This is a genomic window from Flavobacterium sandaracinum (assembly GCF_004349135.1).
Taxonomy (GTDB): Bacteria; Bacteroidota; Bacteroidia; order Flavobacteriales; family Flavobacteriaceae; genus Flavobacterium; species Flavobacterium sandaracinum.
Genome location: NZ_SMFN01000006.1, coordinates 100,798 through 123,992, shown reverse-complemented (window position 1 = coordinate 123,992; position 23,195 = coordinate 100,798). Strand labels below are relative to the sequence as shown.

16 protein-coding genes are annotated in these 23,195 nt (G+C 34.8%); 5 read left to right on the top strand and 11 right to left on the bottom strand.

Annotated features, from left to right (window positions below):
- Nucleotides 1-56: 56 nt before the first annotated feature.
- The 3 genes from E0F91_RS06970 to E0F91_RS06960 all read right to left on the bottom strand — a co-directional run bounded on the left by E0F91_RS06970 (nt 57) and on the right by E0F91_RS06960 (nt 7,407).
- On the bottom strand, nt 57-1,571 hold the full coding sequence (locus tag E0F91_RS06970) for a RagB/SusD family nutrient uptake outer membrane protein (RefSeq protein WP_132065597.1): 1,515 nt from the start codon (nt 1,569-1,571) through the stop codon (nt 57-59).
- Between the two features lie 11 nt (nt 1,572-1,582).
- The gene (locus E0F91_RS06965; protein WP_243698857.1) at nt 1,583-4,561 is read right to left on the bottom strand and encodes a SusC/RagA family TonB-linked outer membrane protein; all 2,979 of its coding nucleotides are present in this window, start codon (nt 4,559-4,561) and stop codon (nt 1,583-1,585) included.
- Nucleotides 4,562-5,400: 839 nt separating this feature from the next.
- Entirely contained in the window at nt 5,401-7,407 is a 2,007-nt protein-coding gene (locus E0F91_RS06960) for a kojibiose hydrolase (RefSeq protein WP_132065596.1), read from the bottom strand.
- Nucleotides 7,408-7,603: 196 nt separating this feature from the next.
- On the opposite strand from E0F91_RS06960, the gene E0F91_RS06955 reads away from it, so the two are divergent.
- From E0F91_RS06955 to E0F91_RS06935, 5 genes are all read left to right on the top strand, one after another.
- The gene (locus E0F91_RS06955; RefSeq protein ID WP_132065595.1) at nt 7,604-9,193 is read left to right on the top strand and encodes a glycoside hydrolase family 32 protein; all 1,590 of its coding nucleotides are present in this window, start codon (nt 7,604-7,606) and stop codon (nt 9,191-9,193) included.
- Between the two features lie 47 nt (nt 9,194-9,240).
- Nucleotides 9,241-10,569, top strand: coding sequence for a sugar porter family MFS transporter (locus tag E0F91_RS06950; RefSeq protein WP_132065594.1), 1,329 nt, complete (start codon nt 9,241-9,243; stop codon nt 10,567-10,569).
- A 2-nt stretch (nt 10,570-10,571) separates the two neighbouring features.
- Nucleotides 10,572-11,456: a carbohydrate kinase family protein gene (locus E0F91_RS06945; protein WP_132065593.1), complete on the top strand. Its 885-nt coding sequence runs from the start codon at nt 10,572-10,574 to the stop codon at nt 11,454-11,456.
- Between the two features lie 188 nt (nt 11,457-11,644).
- Entirely contained in the window at nt 11,645-12,664 is a 1,020-nt protein-coding gene (locus E0F91_RS06940) for a LacI family DNA-binding transcriptional regulator (RefSeq protein ID WP_132065592.1), read from the top strand.
- 232 nt (nt 12,665-12,896) lie between these two features.
- The gene (locus E0F91_RS06935) at nt 12,897-13,928 is read left to right on the top strand and encodes a LacI family DNA-binding transcriptional regulator (RefSeq protein WP_132065591.1); all 1,032 of its coding nucleotides are present in this window, start codon (nt 12,897-12,899) and stop codon (nt 13,926-13,928) included.
- 11 nt (nt 13,929-13,939) lie between these two features.
- Here the strand turns inward: E0F91_RS06935 and queG are convergent, their stop codons facing one another.
- The 8 genes from queG to nrfD all read right to left on the bottom strand — a co-directional run bounded on the left by queG (nt 13,940) and on the right by nrfD (nt 23,160).
- Nucleotides 13,940-14,860 carry a tRNA epoxyqueuosine(34) reductase QueG gene (queG, locus tag E0F91_RS06930; protein WP_424955340.1) on the bottom strand — a complete coding sequence of 307 codons (921 nt, stop codon included), beginning with the start codon at nt 14,858-14,860 and terminating at the stop codon, nt 13,940-13,942.
- A gap of 139 nt (nt 14,861-14,999) precedes the next feature.
- On the bottom strand, nt 15,000-16,022 hold the full coding sequence (ruvB, locus tag E0F91_RS06925; protein ID WP_132065589.1) for a Holliday junction branch migration DNA helicase RuvB: 1,023 nt from the start codon (nt 16,020-16,022) through the stop codon (nt 15,000-15,002).
- Between the two features lie 155 nt (nt 16,023-16,177).
- Nucleotides 16,178-17,974 (bottom strand): cytochrome c oxidase subunit I, encoded by a 1,797-nt coding sequence (locus E0F91_RS06920; RefSeq protein WP_132065588.1) that lies wholly within the window; start codon nt 17,972-17,974, stop codon nt 16,178-16,180.
- A 28-nt stretch (nt 17,975-18,002) separates the two neighbouring features.
- Nucleotides 18,003-19,160 carry a cytochrome c oxidase subunit II gene (locus E0F91_RS06915; RefSeq protein WP_132065587.1) on the bottom strand — a complete coding sequence of 386 codons (1,158 nt, stop codon included), beginning with the start codon at nt 19,158-19,160 and terminating at the stop codon, nt 18,003-18,005.
- Nucleotides 19,161-19,179: 19 nt separating this feature from the next.
- Nucleotides 19,180-20,658, bottom strand: coding sequence for a quinol:cytochrome C oxidoreductase (locus tag E0F91_RS06910; protein WP_132065586.1), 1,479 nt, complete (start codon nt 20,656-20,658; stop codon nt 19,180-19,182).
- 27 nt (nt 20,659-20,685) lie between these two features.
- Nucleotides 20,686-21,231 carry a c-type cytochrome gene (locus E0F91_RS06905; RefSeq protein ID WP_132065585.1) on the bottom strand — a complete coding sequence of 182 codons (546 nt, stop codon included), beginning with the start codon at nt 21,229-21,231 and terminating at the stop codon, nt 20,686-20,688.
- An 8-nt stretch (nt 21,232-21,239) separates the two neighbouring features.
- Nucleotides 21,240-21,764 carry a DUF3341 domain-containing protein gene (locus tag E0F91_RS06900; RefSeq protein ID WP_091165797.1) on the bottom strand — a complete coding sequence of 175 codons (525 nt, stop codon included), beginning with the start codon at nt 21,762-21,764 and terminating at the stop codon, nt 21,240-21,242.
- The gene (gene nrfD, locus E0F91_RS06895) at nt 21,757-23,160 is read right to left on the bottom strand and encodes an NrfD/PsrC family molybdoenzyme membrane anchor subunit (RefSeq protein ID WP_121364343.1); all 1,404 of its coding nucleotides are present in this window, start codon (nt 23,158-23,160) and stop codon (nt 21,757-21,759) included. Before nrfD ends, E0F91_RS06900 begins: the two co-directional genes overlap by 8 nt.
- Nucleotides 23,161-23,195 lie beyond the last annotated feature (35 nt).

Genomic DNA, 23,195 nt, shown 5'->3' with positions numbered 1-23,195 from the left:
GTAATAAATACCCTCTTTATGACTAACTCAAAAAACAATAAATAGTAAACAAATCTTTAGTAACCTGGATTTTGTGTCAAATTCGCATTAAACAATGCATCTGCAGGAATTGGAAATAAAATATATTTATCCGCAGAAACATAAGGTTTCAATTCTCTAATTGCTAAGAATTTACCAAAACGAATCATATCATTTCTTCTCCATCCTTCTAACCACAATTCTTTTCCTCTTTCTAAGTACACTCCATCCAAAGTAGCCGCAGAAGCCGCTTGACCTGATCTAGCAGCGATGTCGGTCATAATAGTTCCAACACTTCCTGTACCGCCTCTTAATATTGCTTCCGCTTTCATTAACAAAGCATCAGAATAACGCATGAATACATAATCATTATCAGGAGTATTAATGTTAGCTACATCCGGAATGTATTTTTGCATTCTGATACCAGCCGTCTCTAAAGTAGTTCCGCTTGTAATTAGAGTTACTGCTGGAGTAAAAAATAATGGATTCCCTCTTCTATCATTCAAAGCAACTGTCCCTCCTGGTCTGTACATTTGACCAACTTGGAAACCTACAGGATTACCAAAAGCAGCTATAATTGCAGGATCAGCATTTTTGATACGTCTGTCATTTGGATTAAACTTGTTGTAGTACTCTGCTACGGTAGAGAAACCATTCCATCCATCCGGAGTCTGGTTGTAATGCATAGACATTCTCCAGTGGTATTGAATTCCTCCACCTGCTCCACCTCTTATGTTCTTAGCCGAAAATAAGATCTCCGGTGAAGTATTGTTCGCAGGTTTAAAATTATCCCAATAATCTGAAGCTAAACTACTACTGATTGCATCAATATGTCCTATTACTTTATTCATGTCAGCTGCAGCAAATGTATAAGGACCTGCAGGAGCAGCAGCTGTAAATACTCCTTTATTCAAATACAATTTAGCTAATAGAAAATGCGCTGCATCTTTGTTAGCAAAACTAGCATCATTAACTGTTCTTGCAGGGAGTTGAGCAACCACAGCTTCTAATTCGCTAATTACGAAATCAGTCGCCTCAGTTCTAGTCCATACTTTTGGATCATCTGTTAACTTGGAACCTGCTTCTCTGTAAGGAACCTGACCAAACAAATCAATTACATTATAATAGTAGAAAGCTCTCAAAAAACGAGCCTGAGGCACTTCAGCAGCTGTACCATTTTCAACTACTAAACTACAGTTGTAAACATTAGACAACAACGCATTCCATGCATTTCTTACCTCATTGTGATCCGGTGCCCAGGTGTGTACGTGAATTTGTCTCCAAGTAGCATTATCATCCCAGTCACCACCTCGTGTTGGTCCCACTAATGCATCTGTTGACATTTCATCCAAAGCAAACATTTGCCCCTGAGTTTCAAAGCTTCGCAATCCTTCATAAGATGATTGCAATAAAGCCGCAGTATTAATAGCGCCACCGTCTTCAGCACTATTAATAAAACCATCTAATACTTCTTCATCTAAATTGGTGCAACTTACGCCTAACGCGATTGTGCTTACAAAAAAGATGCTTTTTATAATATTTATTCTTTTCATTGTTCTATTAATTAAAATGTTACGTTAATACCAACAGCTACACTTTTTTCTCTTGGATACGATAAGTATTCCATACCTGCCGAAGGCACTCCATTCAAAGATTTATCTGTGTCAACCTCTGGATCAGATCCAGAATAGCTAGTGATGATAAATAAATTAGACGCATTTACAAAGAAACGAGCTGATTTCATTTTAAATCTCTCTATTACATCTCCTTTGAAAGTATATCCTACAGTTAAATTACCCATTCTAAAGAAATCACCTTTTTCTAAATACCTAGTAGAAGGTGCAGAAACATCCGCTGTCGATTGAGGCGATGTCGCTACTTCTAGAGTTATGTTTTTCCCTGGATCACCACTAAATGCACTTTTAGCAAAATTGGCGTTAGTTGTATTATTATAGATGTAATGACCAAACGCTCCGTAGAAAGAGGCACTAGCATCGAAGCCTTTGTATGCTAAAGAAGTATTGAAACCAACATTGATTTTAGGTAAAGGTTGTTTGTCTAATAATTTTTTATCCGCAGTACCTAAACCCGTATCGTTACCGGCTGCATCTGCATAAATAGACATCCCATCAGCATCATACCCTCTCCACTCATAGAGATAATAAGTATAGGCAGGGTAATTAGTTGTAACTACCTGAGCATAAGCTCCAGACAAACCTTGACCGTTCAAAGCTCCTGTAGCGATAAATCCTGGAAAGTTTTTTACTTCGTTTGATAAGAAGGAAGCATTACCTGAAATATCCCATGTAAAATCTTGCGTATTGATTACGCTATAATTCAAAGAAACTTCTACCCCTTTATTGATTAAGTTACCGGCTAAGTTCACAAAACGCGGTGCTGGTGGACCAGGTTGAGACGAAGCGGCTGGAACTGGAAAAATTAAATCTTTGGTATCCCTTTGGAAATAATCTATAGATCCTGTCAACCTATTGTTGAACAATTCAAAATCAGCACCGATACCATACGATTTAGTAGTCTCCCATTTTAAATTTTCATTTGCGTTGATTTGCTCACCAAGACCTCCATCGAGTGAATAAGAAGCTCTTGCAATAGCAGAGTTAGGTGCAAACTCTTGGTTTCCTGTGATACCATAATTTCCTCTAACTTTGAAACTATTAAACAACCCTTCTTGATCTTCAATCACTTTGTAAGCAATACCTACAGAAGGGAAATAATCATATTTGTTATTTTCCCCTAGTTTAGTAGACCCATCGGCACGCAAAGTAGCCGTTACAATTAACTTTTTGTACAAAGTAGCATTAACTCTACCAAAATAAGACTGTAATTCCACTCTATTTCTGAATGAATTAACTCTAAATTCATTTCTCAAACCACCTTCAATATTGTCAATTAAATTCGTTTGTAAAGGACTATACCCTTTACCCGTAGCTGTACTTCCATCTGCCGTATAATCGTAGTATGAATATCCAACTAATGCATCTAAATTAAAATTATCACTAAAATCATTGTTATAATTCAAGGTATGCTCAAAAGTTCTATTGAATTTATTCAAGTTAGAAATACTAGCCTGTCCATATTTAGTAACTAAAGTCTGAGGATCTGTTGCTTGAGCAACATTCGTGATTTGAATTGTTGGCAACAACTGACTTTTTCTACTTGAATTTGACGTCTCGATACCAAATAAGAATTGGTATTTTAATTTACTATTAATTTTCCATGTCGTATTAATACTAGCTAATAATTTATTAGTGTTTGTATAATCTTTATATGCATCTAGCAATTGAACAGGATTCAAATAATCATTTCCTACAAAGGTATAAGATCCGTCTGGGGCATAAATTGGTAGCGTTGGATTCCAGTATAGCGCTGCACCCATAAGATTCCCAACAGCTCCAGCATTATTAGACAATAAAGTAGCCTCATCTTTCAAAGAAGCATAAATTATTCTTTCCTCTATTTTCAATGCACCTCCAAAAAAATCATTTGAATTGTAAACAGTAGCATTGTATTTATCCAATCCTGTGTTTTTAACGATACCATTCGTACTAGAGGCACCTAAGGAAATTCTAGTATTGGAATTTTCTGTAGTTTTAGCAAAAGATAGATCATGATTAGTTGAAAAACCGTTTCTCAAAACAGCATCTTCCCAATCATAAGTTCTAGATCCCTTATCTATACCACCAGCAGCAACAAATTGATTCGCATCCATAACATCCAGGTTACCTGACATTTTACTGAACTGTACAGAGGAGCTGTAATTTATTTGTGGTACATTCGATTTTCCTTTTTTAGTTGTGATTACAATTACCCCATTAGATCCACGAGAACCATAGATAGCAGTTGAAGAGGCATCTTTCAATACACTTATACTTTCTATATCATTTTGATTCACAAAGTTTAATGGATTCTTAGCAGAAGAACTTCCTAATAAATCATCTCCACCACCGGAAACATTTCCACCATCTAAAGGAACTCCATCAATAACGATTAATGGGCTATTCCCTGAACGAATAGAGGAGTTACCACGTACTCTAATTGCTACACCAGCACCTGGTTCACCACTAGATTGTGTAACTTGAACACCCGCTACCTTACCTCTTAATATTTGGGCAGGCGACGGAGAAGAAACATTATCAAAATCTTTTGCACTAATTTGATCCACTGCACCAGTAGCATCTTTCTTTCTTACTGAACCGTAACCAATAACTACCACTTCCTTTAATTCAGCGGAGTCTTCATTTAATACCACATTAACTGTGCTTTTTCCTGCTACATTTAATTCTTGAGTTTTAAGACCAATGTAACTAAAAACTAAAACTGCGTTTGAGCCAACATTCTTGATAGTAAATTTTCCATCGAAATCAGTTTGTGCTCCATTTGTTGTTCCTTTAACTAAGACAGAAGCCCCTGGAAGTGGACCACTGGCATCCGATACTGTACCTGACACATCTTGCGAATAAGTCAAACTTGTACACAGCATCGTTAGAAACACCATCAAGCCTTTAATTAGACTATTTTTCATACGTAATAAATAAGTTGGTTAATAATTTGTTTAAATGGTTTGTTTAAATATTGACATCAAACATAATTATAATTTTATGATAAAATTAAGGTTTTACCAAACTATAACGTTTTCGTTGTGCCGAAAACGTTTTCGATTTTAAAATTAATACCTTAAAAATTTAATACTAAAATTATATTAAACACAAAAATAAGAGCTAAAAAAACACATTACTTCACTTTATTAGCAATTATATTACAAATCGATTAGCAATTAATCAAAAAAAAGCCTTTTAACAAAATATCATTGCGAATTATTCATCATTATTGAGTTAAATACAACAAATTGACAATCTGGGCCCAAGACTTTTAATTATTAAAAAAATAGTAGCTAAAATTAGCGATTCCTTTTTTTACCCCCAAATTTAAAGGCTTAAAATAGCATAATAACAAAACGTGTTTTAGTAAAAAAAATCGTTTTAAAATTTTTATATTGGCAAGTATAAACCTATAAAAATAAAAGTAATCCCTTGTGAGATTTAAAAATAAAAAACTCGACATAAGAGAAATCGAATCGATAATGCTCCTTTCTGACTTTAACTGTTTTTTAAACCAACTATATTCTTCTTTTAGCTTGACGCTTTCTATCATCACAATAAGGAATGAAAGCAACCTAGTTTTATTTTTTTAAATTAAAGGAAGACCTACTCCTGTAATAACAAAATTTTTAAAAGGAGTTGCCAAAGGAGAAGCAAAGACCAATCGATTAAAAAATAGCAAACAAAAAAAGCCACGGACACCAATTTAAATCCTTTCAAAATGGATCAATTTGATATTCGTGGCCGATAAAATATTGGAAAATTACTTAATTTCTATCGTTTTATTATCCACTCCAAGACCAATAATCTTAAGCGATTTCCATTGTTTTGGCAACAATCCTTTATTGTATTTTAGTCCCATATCCGTTTGTTCTACTCCACCAAAACCATAAATAACCGCCTGAAGCATCGCTCCCGCTCCCGTAGCAAAATAAGGATTATTACTATTGGCTGATTCCGAGAATACTCCAAAAGGAGGACGGCTGTTTGGCAAATACGATTTCACAAAATAACTATACGCTTTTTCTCTATCGCCCAAGCGCGCATACAAAACAGACAATACTCCGGAGGCCATTGCTGGACCGTCCTTTTTATCAATTTTTTCAGCGTAATATTCTAAATCTCTTTTTATCTGTTCTTTATCTGTGATTACGTGTAAAGGATATGCTAGTAAGTTCACATCCGCTTGTTTGATCATTTGCCCTTTATATCCTTTGTAATTTTGTGTTATTCCTTTTTCGGTATGTATGGCTAATTTCTCCGATACTGCTGCCCATTTTGGATTTATTGGTTCGCCCAAAATTGTTGCTGCTTTGATCGTGTTTTTCAAAGACTCAATAGCGGACGCATTTGTAAAGGCATTATCATCTACATGTTGCGCATATTCATCAGCACCAACTACATTTAAAATAGAAAAACTTCCATCCTGATTTTGCACGACGCGACTTACCCAGAAATCAGCTGTTTCTTTTAGAACTGCCCATTCTTTCTTCAACCAAGATTTATCTTGCGTGTAGGCGTAATAATTCCAAAATGCGATCGAAACATCAGCCGTAATGTGCTGCTCAAAAATCCCAGTCAAAGCCCAAGTTGGTGTTGCTTCTTCTCCCGTATCATCTGATTCCCAAGGGTACATTGCTCCTTTATATCCATAAATAAATGCTTTTTGTTTGGCCTTTTGCAAACGATCAGAACGATAATCCAAACATGATTTCGCCATATCAGGCTGCAGTGCCAAAAGCGTTGGATACATCCAAAGTTCGGTATCCCAAAAAATGTGTCCGTTATATCCTTGCGACGACAATCCCATCGGTGCAATACTTTGTCTAGTATCAGGACGGATGTATGAATATAAATTATACAAGGCAAAACGAACACGTTGTTGCGCATCTAAATCTCCTTCAATTTGAATATCACCTGTTTTCCATAGTTCAGCCCAAGCTTGCTTGTGACGGTTCAATAATTTATCAATTCCTTCTTGTAAAGCATAAATAGGCTGCCTTTCGGATTCATTTAATGGATCTGTAACATCCTTTGACGTGCAAATTCCTCCTGCAATAGCAAAACGGTATTTTTTACCCTTTAGTAATTTTTTAGTAAAACCTACTTCATTTCCAGTTTGTTTCAACGTTTCTACTTGGCCGTCAAAAAGAAAGGTTGTTGAAGCCGCTACGGTATATTTCCCAGTTAATGTTTTTGCCACTGTTCCAAAAACAGGCATCAAATACTGATTGTCTTTCAAAACCCGAAACTGACTTTTCGCTTCTTTCAATTCATCCGGAACAACCATGTAATTGTTAGCGGTAATTTCAATATCCTTGCTAGGAATAATTTCGACTATTGACATTGCTGAAAAGGGAATCGCTCTATTGGCCAAAATCGTGTAATTGATATTTGCTAAATCTTTAAATGAAAATGAAGTAGTACTTGTTCCCTCTTTCATCGAAACGACTTGACTCCAATTATCAATATTATCCGACTTGATTTCCTGATTATTGATGTTCAAATGCAAATTCAGAAATTCTATTCCGCGCACAATTCTGCTGATTCCATTTTCGGGACTTCCGTCGTAAACGCCATTCAGAATAATTTCTTTTGTTTTTAAAGGCGTATCATCGGTAACAATTCCTATTTGACCATTTGCCATCGCTACACCAAAATAATTTTCTCTGGAATTTGCCTGTAAATGCCATTCATCTGATTTAGTTTGACCAAAAACAATTGGACCCGCTAAAAGCAAAAAGACCAGACTCTTAAATGTTGAAATCATAGTTGTATTTTTTTATAATAGTTTCAAACTTATATAATTTATTTCTTAAAATAATGAATAGTTACATAATCTACCTTGAATACAAATCGAAAACGTTTTCGGCAAATCTAAAACGTTTTTACTCCTACTATTTTGAATAATTAAAAAATAGAATTCTATTTTTATACAGATACTATAATAATTAAACCTTATTTTAATGAAGTTCACAAATAAAACCCTCCCCTTTTATTTCGTAGTCGGAGCCTCTTTACTCTTGTTTTCCTGTAAAAAAGAAGTGCAAAATGAAGTTATATCCATTGCCTCATCCGAAAAAATAAAACCTGATTCCTCGGCGCAATACAAAGAACCCTTTAGACCACAATTTCATTTTTCTCCAGAAAAAAAATGGATGAATGACCCCAACGGAATGGTTTTCTACAAAGGTATTTATCATTTGTTTTACCAATATTATCCAGACGATATTGTTTGGGGACCGATGCATTGGGGACACGCAACAAGTACGGATTTAATTCATTGGACCAATAAAAAAATCGCTTTGTTTCCTGACAAATTAGGAATGATATTTTCAGGAAGTGCAGTTGTAGATTTAAAAAATACTTCTGGACTTGGAACCAAAGAAAATCCACCTATGATTGCTATTTTCACGTATCATGATATGGAAGGTGAAAAAGCAGGAAAAACAAATTATCAAACACAAGGGCTCGCTTATAGTCTGGATGAAGGCGAAACTTGGATGAAATACAATGGAAATCCAATTGTTAAAAATTCAGGTTTAAAAGATTTTAGAGACCCTAAAGTTTTCTGGAATCCCGATACCAATCTTTGGAATATGGTTTTGGTTGCCGGAGATCATGCCAAATTTTATACTTCTAAAAACCTAATCAACTGGACTCTTGAAAGTGAATTTGGTAAAAAGATGGGAGCGCACGGCGGTGTTTGGGAATGTCCTGATATTTTCAAATTAAAAATTGTCGATTCCAATGAGGAAAAGTGGGTTTTACTAATAAGCATTAATCCTGGCGCACCACTTGGCGGTTCAGGAACACAATATTTTATTGGTGATTTCGATGGGAAAAGTTTTAAAACCAACCAAAAAGACATCAAATGGATTGACAATGGCGCTGATAATTACGCAGGTGTCACGTACAATAATACTCCTGATAATAAACGCATATTTATAGGCTGGATGAGTAACTGGTCCTACGCAAGAGACACGCCAACAAAAAATTGGAGAAGTGCGATGACACTTCCAAGAGAACTTTCGCTTGCAAAAATAAATAGCGATTATGTCCTGAAAAACACTCCTGTAGAACAATTCAAAAAACAAGAAACTGTAGCATTTACAAAAGATGAAATAATCCTGAAAGCGAATCAAAAAACGACTTTTGAATATCCTTATTTGAACCAGTCAGCAGTACAATTGAATGCTAAAAATGAAAATTTAAAATTAATTTTTTCCAATGAAGTAAAGGATTCTTTGGTTATTAATTACGATGCGAAACTGAAAACTTTTTCTGTAGACCGAAGCCATTCCGGAATAGTAAATTTCGAAAAAAGTTTTGGAGAAAAAATTCACAAAACCAAAACTCCAAATATAACCACCGAAACAATTGATTATCAAATCATGGTAGATTGGTCCTCAATTGAAATTTTTCTGAACGGTGGCGTATACAGTTTTACGGAACAAATTTTCCCTAACAAACCATACACCAAACTCAGCATTAAATCGGATAGGAATCAGGAAATTAAAAACTTTACCATTTCTAAAATCAAGGGAATCTGGTAGAATAATTCTATTATAACAACCAAAATAATTAACCAAAAAACACAATAATGAACAACAAAAAAATACTTTATTGGTCCATAGTCGTAGCATTTGCAGGATTTTTATTTGGATTTGACACTGTAGTAATTTCCGGAGCCGACAAACAATTGCAACAATTATGGGGTTCTTCTGATTTGTTTCATGGATTGGTAGTGATGTCATCCGCTTTATGGGGAACGGTTATTGGCGCTATTTTTGGCGCTTTTCCAACGAATATTTTAGGTCGGAAAAAGACTTTAATAATCATAGGATTGCTATTTTTTGTTTCTTCCATTGGAACTGCTTTCGCAAATGATCCTATTATCTTTTCCATTTTCAGATTTCTTGGCGGAATTGGAATTGGAGCCTCCACTATTGCGGCTCCAACCTATGTCTCTGAAATTGCTCCAGCAAAAGACCGTGGAAAACTGGTCGCTTTATACCAATTCAATATCGTTTTTGGAATTTTAATCGCCTTTACCTCTAATTATTATTTACAAGATATTGGAGAAAATGCCTGGCGTTGGATGTTAGGAATACAGGCTTTTCCATCCTTTCTTTACACAATTTTGGTATTTGGAATCCCGGAAAGTCCGCGCTGGATTTTAGAATACAAAAAAGACAGAGAAAAAGCAGTCGCAATTTTGAAACAAATTAATAGTGACGCCGCAGTAGAAGCAGAAATTGCTGCTATCGAAAAAGAAACTACTCACGAAGGAAAAAACGAATCTATCTTCATGGTAAAATACAGAAAACCATTACTGTTGGCGTTTTTTATTGCCTTTTTCAATCAGCTCTCCGGTATCAATGCTTTTTTATATTACGCACCTCGAATTTTTGAACTGGCAGGATTAGAAAAATCAGCTTCTTTCTTGAGTAGCATCGGAATTGGAGTGATTAATTTGATCTTTACGATGATTGGAATCTCGTTAATTGATAAGTACGGAAGAAAAACATTGATGTATTTGGGCTCTGTAGGATACATCATTTCTTTGGGATTAGTGACTACGGCTTTTTATTTTGAATGGAAAGGAATGGCAGTTCCATTATTTTTCTTCTTGTTTATAGCCTCACACGCGATAGGACAAGGAGCCGTGATTTGGGTATTTATCTCTGAATTATTCCCCAACAAACTAAGAGCCGCTGGGACTTCTTTTGGAACATCTGTCCACTGGATTTTAGCAGCTTTAATTCCGTCATTTATCCCGTTTTTGTTTAAAGAAATTGGAACAACAACTGTTTTTGCCATCTTTTGTATCATGATGGTTTTCCAATTGCTTTGGGTATTTACAAAAATGCCGGAAACCAAAGGAAGAACATTAGAAGAACTATCTGAAAGTCTATCAAAAAACGAATAATCATGACAAAAAAAATAATTTGTTTCGGAGAAGTTTTGTTTGACGTGTTTCCAACTCATAAAAAAATTGGAGGAGCACCATTGAACGTAGCACTGCGATTGGCCTCACTTGGTATCGATGCACAAATAATAAGTCGTGTAGGAAATGATGAAATTGGAAAAGAGCTTCTAGATTTCATAAAAAAAAACGGAGTTGCTACCGATACAATTCAAATAGACGAAAACTTATCCACTGGTCAAGTCATTGTCCAATTAAACGACAAAGGTTCTGCTTCCTACACCATCAATTATCCTGTTGCTTGGGACAAAATTATATGTGTTCCGGAAGACGAAATTATGGTCAAAAAAGCCGATGCACTTGTTTTTGGAAGTCTTGTATGCAGAGATCTTATTTCACAAAATTCTCTCTTAGAAATCATAAACTATGCAAAATACGCTGTTTTTGATGTGAACTTACGTGCTCCTTTTTACACTAAAGAAATACTGATTAATCTGATGATGCAGTCTGATTTTATAAAATTCAATGATGATGAATTATATGAAATAAGTGCTTTCCTGAATTCTCCTTATCATTCATTGGAACAAAACATACTTTTTATTGCTGAAAAGACCAACACAAAACACATCTGTGTAACCAAAGGAAGCCATGGTGCAGTGTTATTTTACAATGAAAAAATGTACTACAATAGCGGTTATAAAATTGATGTTGTAGACACTGTAGGTTCTGGGGATTCCTTTTTAGCTGGTTTACTTTCTAAACTATTGTACGAAGAAAATCCGCAAGAAGCGATTGATTTTGCTTGTGCTTTAGGAGCGATTGTTGCTAAGAATGAAGGAGCAAATCCCAAAATTTCAAGTAAAGAAATCAATGATTTTATGAATCCTTAAAAGAAATTTGAAAAGCTAAAAGAACTAAAATCATAATATTTGACAATGAATTGGTCATAATTTAGCTTTCTGTTTTAAATATCGTAAAAGTCAATTAAACTGTTTCTTGAAAATTGATTTACAATAAATAAATTGTAAATTCGTTTTCAAGAAGCGGTTTTTTGCTTTCACTACAAGAGAATTGAACCATGAACAACACCACCCTCAAAGAGATAGCCGCACAATTAGGAATTTCGATTACTACCGCTTCAAAAGCTTTGAAAGGGTACTCCGATGTCAGTGAAAAAACAAAAAATGCAGTAGTCGAACTTGCTCAAAAACTTAATTATACTCCAAATAGCTTTGCTGTAAATCTAAGAACGAAAGAATCAAAAACCATAGGCTTGATAATTCCCACTCTAGTTCATGATTTTTTTTCATACGTAATTAAAGGAATTCTTGAAGAAGCGGAAAAGAGAGATTATTTGGTCATTATTTTACAATCCAATGAGAAATTAGAGTTTGAAAAAAAACAAATTGATCTGCTAATAAATAAAAGAGTAGACGGAATTCTAATGTCATTATCTAATGAAACCGCTGATTTTGATCATTTAAAATCCATTATTTCTCATAATACACCGTTAGTCCTTTTTGATAAAATTGCTAAACTTGTCCATTGTTCCAAAGTCACTATTAATGACAAAAAAGCTGCTTATGATGCTGTTTGCTATCTTATAAAAAAGGGATACAAAAAAATAGCTCATTTTAGAGGTTCTTATTTACCTCAAAATGCAATTGATCGATTTTTAGGATATAAAAAAGCACTTGAAGATAACGGTATTATTTATGATTCTTCGCTAGTTTTTGTATGTGAAAACAATGCAGATTTCCAAGACGGTTATGAAAATGCTAAAAAAGTGATGGAAGAACATCCAGAAATTGATGCAATATTTGCCGTTACCGATTTAGTGGCCATTGGAACTATTAAATACTTTAATGAAGTAGGAATTCTCATTCCGCAACAAATAGCAGTTTTAGGTTTCAGCAATTGGTTTATGTCAAGCGTAATATCCCCAAAACTTTCTACGATTGACCAACCCGGTTTTGAAATTGGAAGAAGGTCAGCCGCTATTCTATTCGATGAAATCAATCTAAAAAAGAATAACTTACCAATTGTTTTCCAATCCATTGAATTGGAAACAAGCATAATTGAAAGAGAATCAACATAAAAAATTTGAATCTTTCAACAAAAGACCCATACTTCTTTACTTGTTTTAACGAATCAATATTTATTTGTTTATTTTGATGAAAAATGAAGATATACGATAAAAATCAATACCTTGGCTTAGAATATTTAAAGGTAATTTCGTTTTTTACGTACATAAATTAAAAAATGAAAAACGTAAAATATCATAGTTTTTAAAATATTTTCCTAAAATTAAATCTGTAGAAATTCGATTCATGAAAGATATCACTCTTAAGGAAATTGCAACAAAATTGGGGATTTCGATAACTACTGTTTCGAAAGCACTAAAGAATTATCCTGATGTTAGTGAGAAAACTAAAAAGTCAGTAATTGAGCTTGCGCAGCATTTACATTATACTCCAAATAGTTTTGCCGTAAATTTAAGAACCAAAGAATCCAAAACTATAGGATTAATAATTCCTGAGGTAGTCCATCACTTTTTTTCAAATGTTGTAAATGCTATTATTGATCAGGCCGAAAAAAACGGATATCTAGTAATCATATTACAATCTAATGAAACACTGGCTCTAGAAAAGAAGCAAGTCGAATTATTAATAAATAAGAGAGTAGACGGCATCATCATGTCCTTATCTAATGAATCAAATAATGATGATCACATAAAAGAGATTATGAATCGGAAGATTCCTTTTGTAATGTTTGACAAAATAGCGAAGCTTTCAAAATGTTCCAAAGTGATCATTGATGACCAAAAAGCAGCTTTCAATGCCGTTCAGCATTTAATTGATAATGGTTGCAAAAAAATAGTTCATATTCGAGGACCTTTAAATCCACAAAATTCAATTGACCGATACATCGGTTATAAAAAAGCGTTGGAGAAAAACAACATTCCTTATGACGCAAAACTAGTGTATACCTGCGAAAATGTGACGTTTGAAGAAGGGAGAGCATTTGCTAAACAAATCATTGAAGAGCATGCTGATGTTGACGGCATCTTTGCAATAACAGATTTAGTTGCAGTAGGTGTTTTGGCTTATTTCAATGAAAATAAAATTAATGTTCCAGAACAAGTAGCGATAATTGGCTTTAGTAATTGGTTTATGTCGCAAGTGTTAACCCCAAAATTAAGTACCGTTAACCAGCCGAGCCACGAAATGGGAATTGCATCATTCAATCTACTGCTAGAAGAAATGAATTGTCACAAAGAAGGAGTTCCTTTCACCCACAAAACAATTGAATTAGACACAGAAATCATCATCAGAGAATCTTCAACTCGATTAAAAAATTAGAATCTAACTCCTTATTTAAGAAAATTAACATTTCTTTTTACGCCTTCAAACTTCGCTCTTTTGAGAGGCGAGTTTTTAAATACAGACTTAAATGTCTCCTCAGTTATTTCAATCCAATCTTTCTTTGACATAGACATTATTTCAGGATTTGCATCAAATAATGGTTCGCTATGTGGTTTCGAAAACTTATTCCAAGGACAAACATCTTGGCAAACATCACAACCAAAAGCCCAATCGTCAAATTTACCTTTCATCTCTTGCGGTATATTCTCTTTCAACTCAATCGTGAAATAAGAAATACATTTACTCCCATCTACAACGTAAGGAGAAACTATGGCTTCTGTTGGACAAGAATCGATACAAGCAGTACACGTTCCGCAATGATCTGTAGTAGGATTATCGTAGTCTAAATCTAAATCGATAATGAGTTCCGCAATAAAGTAAAAAGAACCCACTTTTTGTGTCAATAAATTACTGTTTTTGCCGATCCATCCTAAACCACTTTTGGCTGCCCAAGCTTTATCTAAAACCGGTGCAGAATCTACAAAGGCTCTTCCTGAGACTTCACCTATTTCAGTCTGAATTGTGTTTAATAATTCCTTTAATTTTTCTTTAATTACATAATGATAATCTTGCCCGTATGCATATTTAGAAATTTTATAGCTTTCTGAATTTTGTGCTTGCCATGGATAATAATTTAACAACAATGAGACCACACTTTTAGCGCCATCAACCAATAACGTTGGATTTAAGCGCTTATCAAAATGGTTTTCCATGTATACCATTTGGCCATTATGATTATTATTAAGCCAGTTTTCTAAACGTGGTGCTTCTTGTTCCAAAAAGCCAGCCTTTGCTATTCCGCAAGACATGAAGCCAAGACGTTTCGCTTCGGTTTTGATTAATTGCGTGTATGTAGCGTTACGATCTATAATTATAATATTGATGTTAATAAACGGGATATAGTAGCCCTGATAGAAGCGGCATCTCCCAGTTTAAAAGAACAAGGCTTTTTTGCCGTAGTTTTTTAAATCGGGAATACAGCGGATAGCAGGAAATAGCTCCAAAAAATTAGAATAAACCGCCTTGGATGTTCGTATTTAATTTACCTAAATGCTTGTATGCTTTATCAGTAACTTCCCTTCCTCTTGGTGTTCTCATGATAAATCCTTCCTGAATCAAAAATGGTTCATAGACTTCTTCAATTGTCTCGCTACTTTCGGATACGGCTGTCGCCAAAGTGGTCAATCCAACCGGACCTCCTTTGAACTTATCAATGATAGTAGTTAAGATTTTATTATCCATTTCATCCAAACCATGAGCATCGACATTAAGCGCTTTTAAGGCATAACGTGCAATCTCAATGTCAATCGTACCATTTCCTTTTATTTGGGCAAAATCACGCACGCGACGCAACAAAGCGTTAGCAATTCTAGGAGTTCCTCGGCTTCGACCTGCAATTTCTATGGCTGCTTCAATCGAAATGGGCATTTTAAAAATCGCGGCACTTCTTTCAACAATTGTTGTTAGTAATTCCGTTGTATAATACTGTAGGCGAGATGATATTCCAAAACGAGCTCTCATAGGAGCGGTCAACAAACCGGAACGCGTAGTAGCACCAATCAAGGTAAACGGATTCAAATTAATTTGGACAGTTCGAGCATTTGGCCCTGATTCAATCATGATATCGATCTTAAAATCCTCCATAGCTGAATATAAATATTCCTCCACAATAGGACTCAAACGATGAATTTCATCAATAAACAAAACGTCCCTTTCCTCCAGATTAGTTAATAAACCCGCTAAATCACCAGGTTTGTCTAAAACAGGACCAGAAGTAATCTTGATTCCAACCTGAAGTTCATTAGCAAGAATATTAGCTAAAGTTGTTTTTCCAAGTCCCGGAGGTCCATGAAACAGCGTATGGTCAAGCGCTTCATTTCGTTGATTTGCTGCTTGTACAAATACTTTCAAGTTTTCCAATATCTGATCTTGTCCAGCAAAATCGTCAAAGGAAAGTGGTCTTAATTTCTTTTCAAGATCTAATTCTTCCGAATTGTAACCGTCTGATGTTGGGTCTAAATTTTCATTCATGTAACAAAGATAGCAAAGCAATTTCGAAATATAATTTTTAAATTTAAAATGGAATGAAAATTAAAAATGATCCAGTGTTGTAGAATAGTCCTTTAGTGAGCAAATTAAAGAGTAAAAAAAAAGCCTCTACTTTCGCAGAGGCTTTCTATTATATTTTAGTGGTGTAAAACTTCTTCACCTTCTTTCATTGGTACGTTTTGAGGTACAAAATCCACATCGTGCGCTGGATTACTGTAGTCATAAGGCCAACGATGAACTTCTGGAATTTCTCCTGGCCAGTTACCGTGAATATGTTCAACTGGTGCTGTCCATTCTAATGTATTTGATTTCCAAGGATTCATAACAGACTTTTTACCATAGAAAATACTAACGAAAAAGTTGTATAAGAAAACCAATTGAAAAGCTCCACCAATCAATGCAAATGTTGTTATTAAAACATTTACGTTTTGTAAATCATCAAATAATGGAAAGTTTGTATTTGTATAGTAACGTCTTGGTAAACCCGCTAATCCAATAAAGTGCATTGGAAAGAAAACACCATAGGCACAGATCGCAGTCACCCAAAAGTGTACATATCCTAAGTTCTTGTTTAACATTCTTCCAAACATTCTAGGGAACCAGTGATAAATACCAGCAAACATTCCATAAAGAGCAGAAATACCCATTACCAGGTGAAAGTGAGCTACAACGAAATACGTATCATGGACATTAATATCAAGTGTACTATCTCCAAGAATGATTCCTGTTAAACCACCTGTTATAAATGTAGAAACTAAACCAATTGAAAACAACATAGCTGGATTCAACTGTAAGTTACCTTTCCATAGTGTTGTGATGTAATTAAATGCTTTCACAGCTGATGGGATTGCAATCAATAATGTTGTGAAGGTAAATACGGATCCTAGGAATGGATTCATTCCCGAGATAAACATATGGTGACCCCAAACAATAGTTGATAAGAAAGCAATAGCCAATATTGACATAATCATCGCTCTGTAACCAAAAATTGGTTTACGTGCATTTGTAGCAATAACTTCCGAAGTAATACCTAAAGCAGGCAATAAAACGATATAAACCTCAGGATGTCCTAAGAACCAAAATAAGTGTTCGAACAATACTGGTGATCCACCTTGATAGTGAAGAACCTCTCCTGCAATGTATATATCGGACAAGAAGAATGATGTTCCAAAACTTCTATCAAAAATAAGTAACAACGCAGCAGACAAAAGAACTGGGAAAGATACAATACCAATGATTGCTGTAACAAAGAAAGCCCAAATTGTAAGAGGCAATCTCGTCATTGACATTCCTTTAGTTCTAAGGTTAATTACGGTAACAACATAATTTAAAGATCCCATTAAAGAAGATGCAATAAAAATAGCCATCGAAACCAACCATAATGTCATTCCCATTCCTGAACCAGGAATAGCCTGTGGTAAAGCACTTAACGGAGGATAAATTGTCCAACCTGAAGACGCCGGTCCAGCTTCAACAAAAAGCGAACCAATCATAATGACACTTGACAAGAAAAACAACCAATATGAAACCATATTCATAAAACCAGACGCCATATCTCGAGCACCAATTTGAAGTGGTATCAATAAGTTACTAAAGGTACCACTTAGAGCGGCCGTCAATACAAAGAACACCATGATCGTTCCATGTATCGTAACTAAAGCCAGATAAATATCATTTGCCATAACTCCATTAGGAGCAAACTTATCACCTAATAAAATATTAAAAATTCTAAAAGACTCTTCTGGCCATGCTAATTGCATTCTAAAAAGCATAGACATTCCAACCCCAATGATCCCCATAAAAATACCAGTAATGAGGTATTGCTTGGCAATCATTTTATGATCAATACTAAAAATATATTTAGTAATAAAAGTGTCTTTATGATGATGTTCGTGTTCGTGATCTATTGCGTGATCGTGACCTTCTGCTGACATATATGTTTACTTTAAATTTTCTTATTAATTATTTCATTGCCGTTACAGCAACACCTACAGTATCTTTACCCTTAATAGAGTCCGTACCAGAAGCTCCATCAGCAGCAGCAGGTTCAGCCATTGCAGCTTTTACTTCATTTACAACAGTAGCTTTATCTTTTAACCATGCTTTGTAGTCCTCTGGAGTATCAACGATAATTTTCATTTGCATGTTATAATGTGAAGCACCACAAATTTTGTTACATAGCAATAAGTAATCAAAAGTGTATGGATCCAAAGCGGATTCACCTTTTGCAACTAACGCAGCACTTTTCTTAGCTCTAAGAGCATTGATATTTGCAACTTTCTCAACCATAAATGGCAACTCTCTATATTCAGCTGTAGTGTATATTGGCTCGAAAGCAAATTGAGTAACCATACCCGGAACACAGTTCATTTGAGCTCTAAAATGGGGCATGTAAGCAGAATGTAAAACATCCTGAGAACGCATTTTAAAAAGAATCTTTTTCCCTTTTGGGATGTGCAATTCAGTTACAACTACATCATCTTGTGCGTAAGGATCAGCTAAATCAACACCAACGGCATTAGCACCCTGAATATACCTAACATTTGCTTTTCCAAGAACATTATCTTCACCTGAATATCTAGCTTTCCAGTTAAACTGTTGTGCATACAATTCAATCACAACTGTATCTTCATCCTCATCAACAAACATGATGTTAGTCCATGCGTAAAGTCCGTATAAAATTAAACCTGCTAAAACTACTGCTGGTATGACACTCCAAATAGCTTCTAACTTATTATTATCAGCAAAATAAAGCGCTTTTTGATCTTTTTTACCTCTGTATTTAAAGGCAAAATAGTGCAACAATACCTGAGTTATAGCTTGAACAATAAAAATAAGAGCCCAAGTAATATTCATTAAATTATCAACTTCACCTCCATGTGCAGAAGCCGGTGTGTGAAGAACAAGTGGTCCCCATTTAAACAATCCGTAAATTGAAAAAATATATATAAAAGCTAAGAAACCAAACATCAAATAACCCTGAACGTTATTGTCGTTATCTGTAGCGATTTCTGAACTATCTGCATTAGAACCAACTTGCGTCAGGTCGAATATTTTAGTCAATTGCCATAAAGCAACAGCTAATAAAACTAAAACTATAATTACCAACAAACTTGTCATCTGTTTTTTTCTTTAAATATTAATAATGAAAATGTTTACTTTCTTCTATGAAAGGATTTCTTTTTGCCAATAAAGGAACTTTAGTCATTGCTGTGAAAACAACATAAATAAATAATCCAAGGAAGAAAAGAACAGAAGCTATTTCTGAAATTCCAATAAACCATCTGTCACCAACGGTCCCTGGCATAATCATATTAAAGAAATCAATATAATGTCCACCAAGTATTACAACTCCTGCCATAACTAAAACCCACGTAATTCGTTTGAAATCAGTATTAATTAATATTAATAAAGGAAAAACAAAATTCATCACTACAGCACCAAAGAATGGTAGGTTATATAACTCAATTCTTGTTATATAATACGTAACCTCTTCTGGAATGTTAGCATACCATATTAACATGTACTGCGAAAACCACAAATATGTCCAGAAAATACTAAAACCAAACATGAATTTTGCTAAATCATGAATATGGCTTGTATTCACATGCTCCAAAACACCTTTTGCTTTTAAATACAAAGTTACCAATGCAATCGTAGTTATTGAACTTACGAAGAAACTCGCAAAAACATACCAACCAAACAAAGTACTGAACCAGTGTGGATCAATAGACATAATCCAGTCCCAAGACATTATAGACTCAGATACAATAAAGAATACAAGAAACATAGCTGAAAGCTTGAAGTTCTTTTTGTAATTAAGGTTATCATTTGCTTCATCTTGCGCTAAACAATTTTTTCTTGAATAATATCGGTACAGATTCCATCCGATTAAAAATATAGCCGCTCTAATGATCCAAAAAGGAAAATTTAAATATCCTGCTTTATTAGCAATAAGCTTATCAGTGGCTACAACTTCAGGATCTAACCAGATAAAAAGATGATTTAAGTGAAATCCACTTAACAACAAAAAAATAAAGAATATAACAGAACCAACAGGTAAATATGCCGTTATACCCTGCATAACTCTAAATAAAACTGGAGACCATCCCGCTTGAGCTACTTGTTGAATTGCATAAAAAACTAAAACTCCTAATGAAACAAGCATAAAGAAAATACAAGCAACGTAAAATGCAGACCATGGTTTGTTTTGTAATTGGTGTAAGACATGATTTAAATGCTCAGTGTGTTCCTCTTCTGCACTAAGTTCATGATGCCCTTCTTTTTTAACAATTACTTCAGCATGAACTGGTTCTGCTTGAATTTGTTCAACAACTTTCGATGAATCAACACTTGGACTACCTGCCGCTGTGCCTTCCACCATTTTTTCTCCTTCTGTAACCTCTGTATGATCAGCAGTGGCAACATGTGTTTCATCCGAAACACCTGAAGTTTCGTGTTTTGCTTCGCCATGACTACCGTGACTTTCGGCTGCAAGAAGTTTTTCAACGTCTTGAATATCTTTTGGTGCAGTTAAAAAACCATATCCAATTCCTAATATGCCTACGGCCATTAAGACGAAAGAAAGAGTTTTTAATTTACTTGAAAATGTATACATATCTATTACGATCAGTTTGTTCAACAATTATAATTCACTTTTTAGTTTCAGAACATAGTCAGCAACTACCCAACGTTCTTGGGCACTCAATTGGTTAGCATGTGAACCCATTGAATTCAAACCATAAGTTACAACATGAAAAATACTTCCTTCAGTTATAACTCTATCTTTATAACTCGGCACACCAAGAAATTTTTCTCTTTCAACTAATTTACCTTTACCATTACCAGTATTACCATGACAAGTAGCACAATAGATTTCAAAAAGTTCTTTCCCTTTCTCAGGATCCCTACTTAAGGAATCTAAAGGCGATTTGAGATTCGCTTTAGCCAATTCATATCCTGCAGTAGAATTTTCATATTCAAAAGGCTCAAAACCTCTATTCACAGTTCCTTCAGCCGGAAGTTGACCTTCTTTACCGTCTTTAAACGCATTCGATTCAGCATAAGTTTCATACCCTACTGATTCGTACATATTTGGAAAATATTGATAGTTTGGTGCCGCATTATTATGGCATGATGAAACTAAAATAGTTATACCAAATAAAAGTGTTATTTTATATAATCTTTTCATATCTATAATTAATGCTTATCTATTACTTTAACTTCTACAGCTCCGGTGCTCTGGAAAAAAGAAATCAATTCTTCTTCATTATCATTTACAGCAACTTCCATTAAAAAATGGTCATCTGTAGTTCTTACATCTGGATTCTCTGCTTCTTTGAAAGGCCATAGTTTACTTCTCATGTAAAAAGTAATAACCATTAAGTGAGCTGCAAAAAACACTGTAAGTTCAAACATAATTGGTACGAAAGCTGGCATATTTTCAATATAACTGAAACTTGGCTTTCCACCAATATCTTGTGGCCAATCCTGAATCATAATATAATTCATCATAGCCGTAGCTACCGAGATTCCAACACATCCATAAAGAAAAGCACAAATGGCTAATCTTGTAGGTGCGATACCCATAGCTTTATCCAAACCGTGAACCGGGAATGGAGTAAAAACTTCCTCAATATGATGATGAGCTGCTCTGGTTTTCTTAACCGCATCCATCAATATATCATCGTCATTATAAATGGCGTATATTACTTTATTACTCATGATGTGAATCTTTATTTGCTTCTCTTTCTCTTTTGTAATTATCTCCAGTTCCTTTCAAAATTGTTTTTACCTCTGCTTGCGCAATTACAGGGAATGTTCTTGAATACAATAAAAACAATACAAAGAAGAAACCAATTGTTCCAATGAAAATTCCTATATCGACAAATGTAGGTGAAAACATTGTCCAAGATGAAGGTAAGTAATCTCTGTGTAACGAAGTTACGATAATTACAAATCTTTCAAACCACATCCCAATATTTACAACAATCGATATTATAAACGAGAACATAATACTTGTTCTTAATTTTTTAAACCACATAAACTGTGGAGAAAAAACATTGCAAGTCATCATTGACCAATATGCCCACCAGTAAGGTCCAGTAGCTCTATTCAAGAAAGCGTACTGTTCATACTCTACACCAGAATACCACGCAACAAATAACTCAGTTATGTAGGCAACCCCGACAATAGAACCTGTAATCATGATAACGATATTCATCAATTCAATGTGTTGAACCGTGATATAAGCTTCTAGATTAGAAACTTTTCTCATAATGATAAGCAAAGTATTTACCATTGCAAATCCTGAGAAAACCGCTCCGGCAACAAAGTATGGAGGGAAAATGGTAGTATGCCATCCTGGGATAACAGAGGTAGCAAAGTCCATCGATACGATAGTATGTACTGAAAGTACAAGTGGAGTAGCTAAACCTGCAAGTACCAGAGAGACTTCTTCAAAACGCTGCCAATCTTTTGCTCTACCGCTCCAGCCAAAACTTAGTATAGAATAAACTCTCTTATTAAAAGGAGTAATAGCTCTATCACGTAACATTGCAAAATCAGGTAATAAACCAGTCCACCAAAACACTAATGAAACTGAAAGATACGTGGAAATTGCAAATACATCCCAAAGTAATGGTGAGTTAAAGTTTACCCATAGAGAACCAAATTGATTCGGAATTGGTAAAACCCAATACGCTAACCATGGACGTCCCATGTGGATGATTGGAAATAAACCCGCTTGGATAACCGAGAAAATTGTCATTGCTTCTGCAGAACGGTTAATTGCCATTCTCCAACGTTGACGGAAAAGTAATAATACCGCTGAAATAAGTGTTCCTGCGTGACCAATACCAACCCACCAAACAAAGTTCGTGATATCCCAAGCCCATCCTACAGTTTTATTTAAACCCCATGTTCCAATACCTGTAGATACGGTGTAAATTATACAGCCAAGTCCCCATAGGAAGGCTATTAATGCGATTGAAAATACAATCCACCAATGTTTATTTGCTTTACCTTCAACAGGGGCAGCTACATCTACAGTTACATCGTGATAAGATTTATCACCTATAACTAAGGGTTTTCTAATGGTTGCTTCGTAGTGAGACGACATAATCCTTTATATTGATTCTTAATTAATTATTTTTT

What these genes read in the sequence shown, in the direction of transcription:
- E0F91_RS06970 (WP_132065597.1), bottom strand. Translation starts at nt 1,571, where the DNA reads ATGAAAAGAATAAATATTATAAAAAGCATCTTTTTTGTAAGCACAATC.
- E0F91_RS06965 (WP_243698857.1), bottom strand. Translation starts at nt 4,561, where the DNA reads ATGAAAAATAGTCTAATTAAAGGCTTGATGGTGTTTCTAACGATGCTG.
- E0F91_RS06960 (WP_132065596.1), bottom strand. Translation starts at nt 7,407, where the DNA reads ATGATTTCAACATTTAAGAGTCTGGTCTTTTTGCTTTTAGCGGGTCCA.
- E0F91_RS06955 (WP_132065595.1), top strand. Translation starts at nt 7,604, where the DNA reads ATGAAGTTCACAAATAAAACCCTCCCCTTTTATTTCGTAGTCGGAGCC.
- E0F91_RS06950 (WP_132065594.1), top strand. Translation starts at nt 9,241, where the DNA reads ATGAACAACAAAAAAATACTTTATTGGTCCATAGTCGTAGCATTTGCA.
- E0F91_RS06945 (WP_132065593.1), top strand. Translation starts at nt 10,572, where the DNA reads ATGACAAAAAAAATAATTTGTTTCGGAGAAGTTTTGTTTGACGTGTTT.
- E0F91_RS06940 (WP_132065592.1), top strand. Translation starts at nt 11,645, where the DNA reads ATGAACAACACCACCCTCAAAGAGATAGCCGCACAATTAGGAATTTCG.
- E0F91_RS06935 (WP_132065591.1), top strand. Translation starts at nt 12,897, where the DNA reads ATGAAAGATATCACTCTTAAGGAAATTGCAACAAAATTGGGGATTTCG.
- ruvB (WP_132065589.1), bottom strand. Translation starts at nt 16,022, where the DNA reads ATGAATGAAAATTTAGACCCAACATCAGACGGTTACAATTCGGAAGAA.
- E0F91_RS06920 (WP_132065588.1), bottom strand. Translation starts at nt 17,974, where the DNA reads ATGTCAGCAGAAGGTCACGATCACGCAATAGATCACGAACACGAACAT.
- E0F91_RS06915 (WP_132065587.1), bottom strand. Translation starts at nt 19,160, where the DNA reads ATGACAAGTTTGTTGGTAATTATAGTTTTAGTTTTATTAGCTGTTGCT.
- E0F91_RS06910 (WP_132065586.1), bottom strand. Translation starts at nt 20,658, where the DNA reads ATGTATACATTTTCAAGTAAATTAAAAACTCTTTCTTTCGTCTTAATG.
- E0F91_RS06905 (WP_132065585.1), bottom strand. Translation starts at nt 21,231, where the DNA reads ATGAAAAGATTATATAAAATAACACTTTTATTTGGTATAACTATTTTA.
- E0F91_RS06900 (WP_091165797.1), bottom strand. Translation starts at nt 21,764, where the DNA reads ATGAGTAATAAAGTAATATACGCCATTTATAATGACGATGATATATTG.
- nrfD (WP_121364343.1), bottom strand. Translation starts at nt 23,160, where the DNA reads ATGTCGTCTCACTACGAAGCAACCATTAGAAAACCCTTAGTTATAGGT.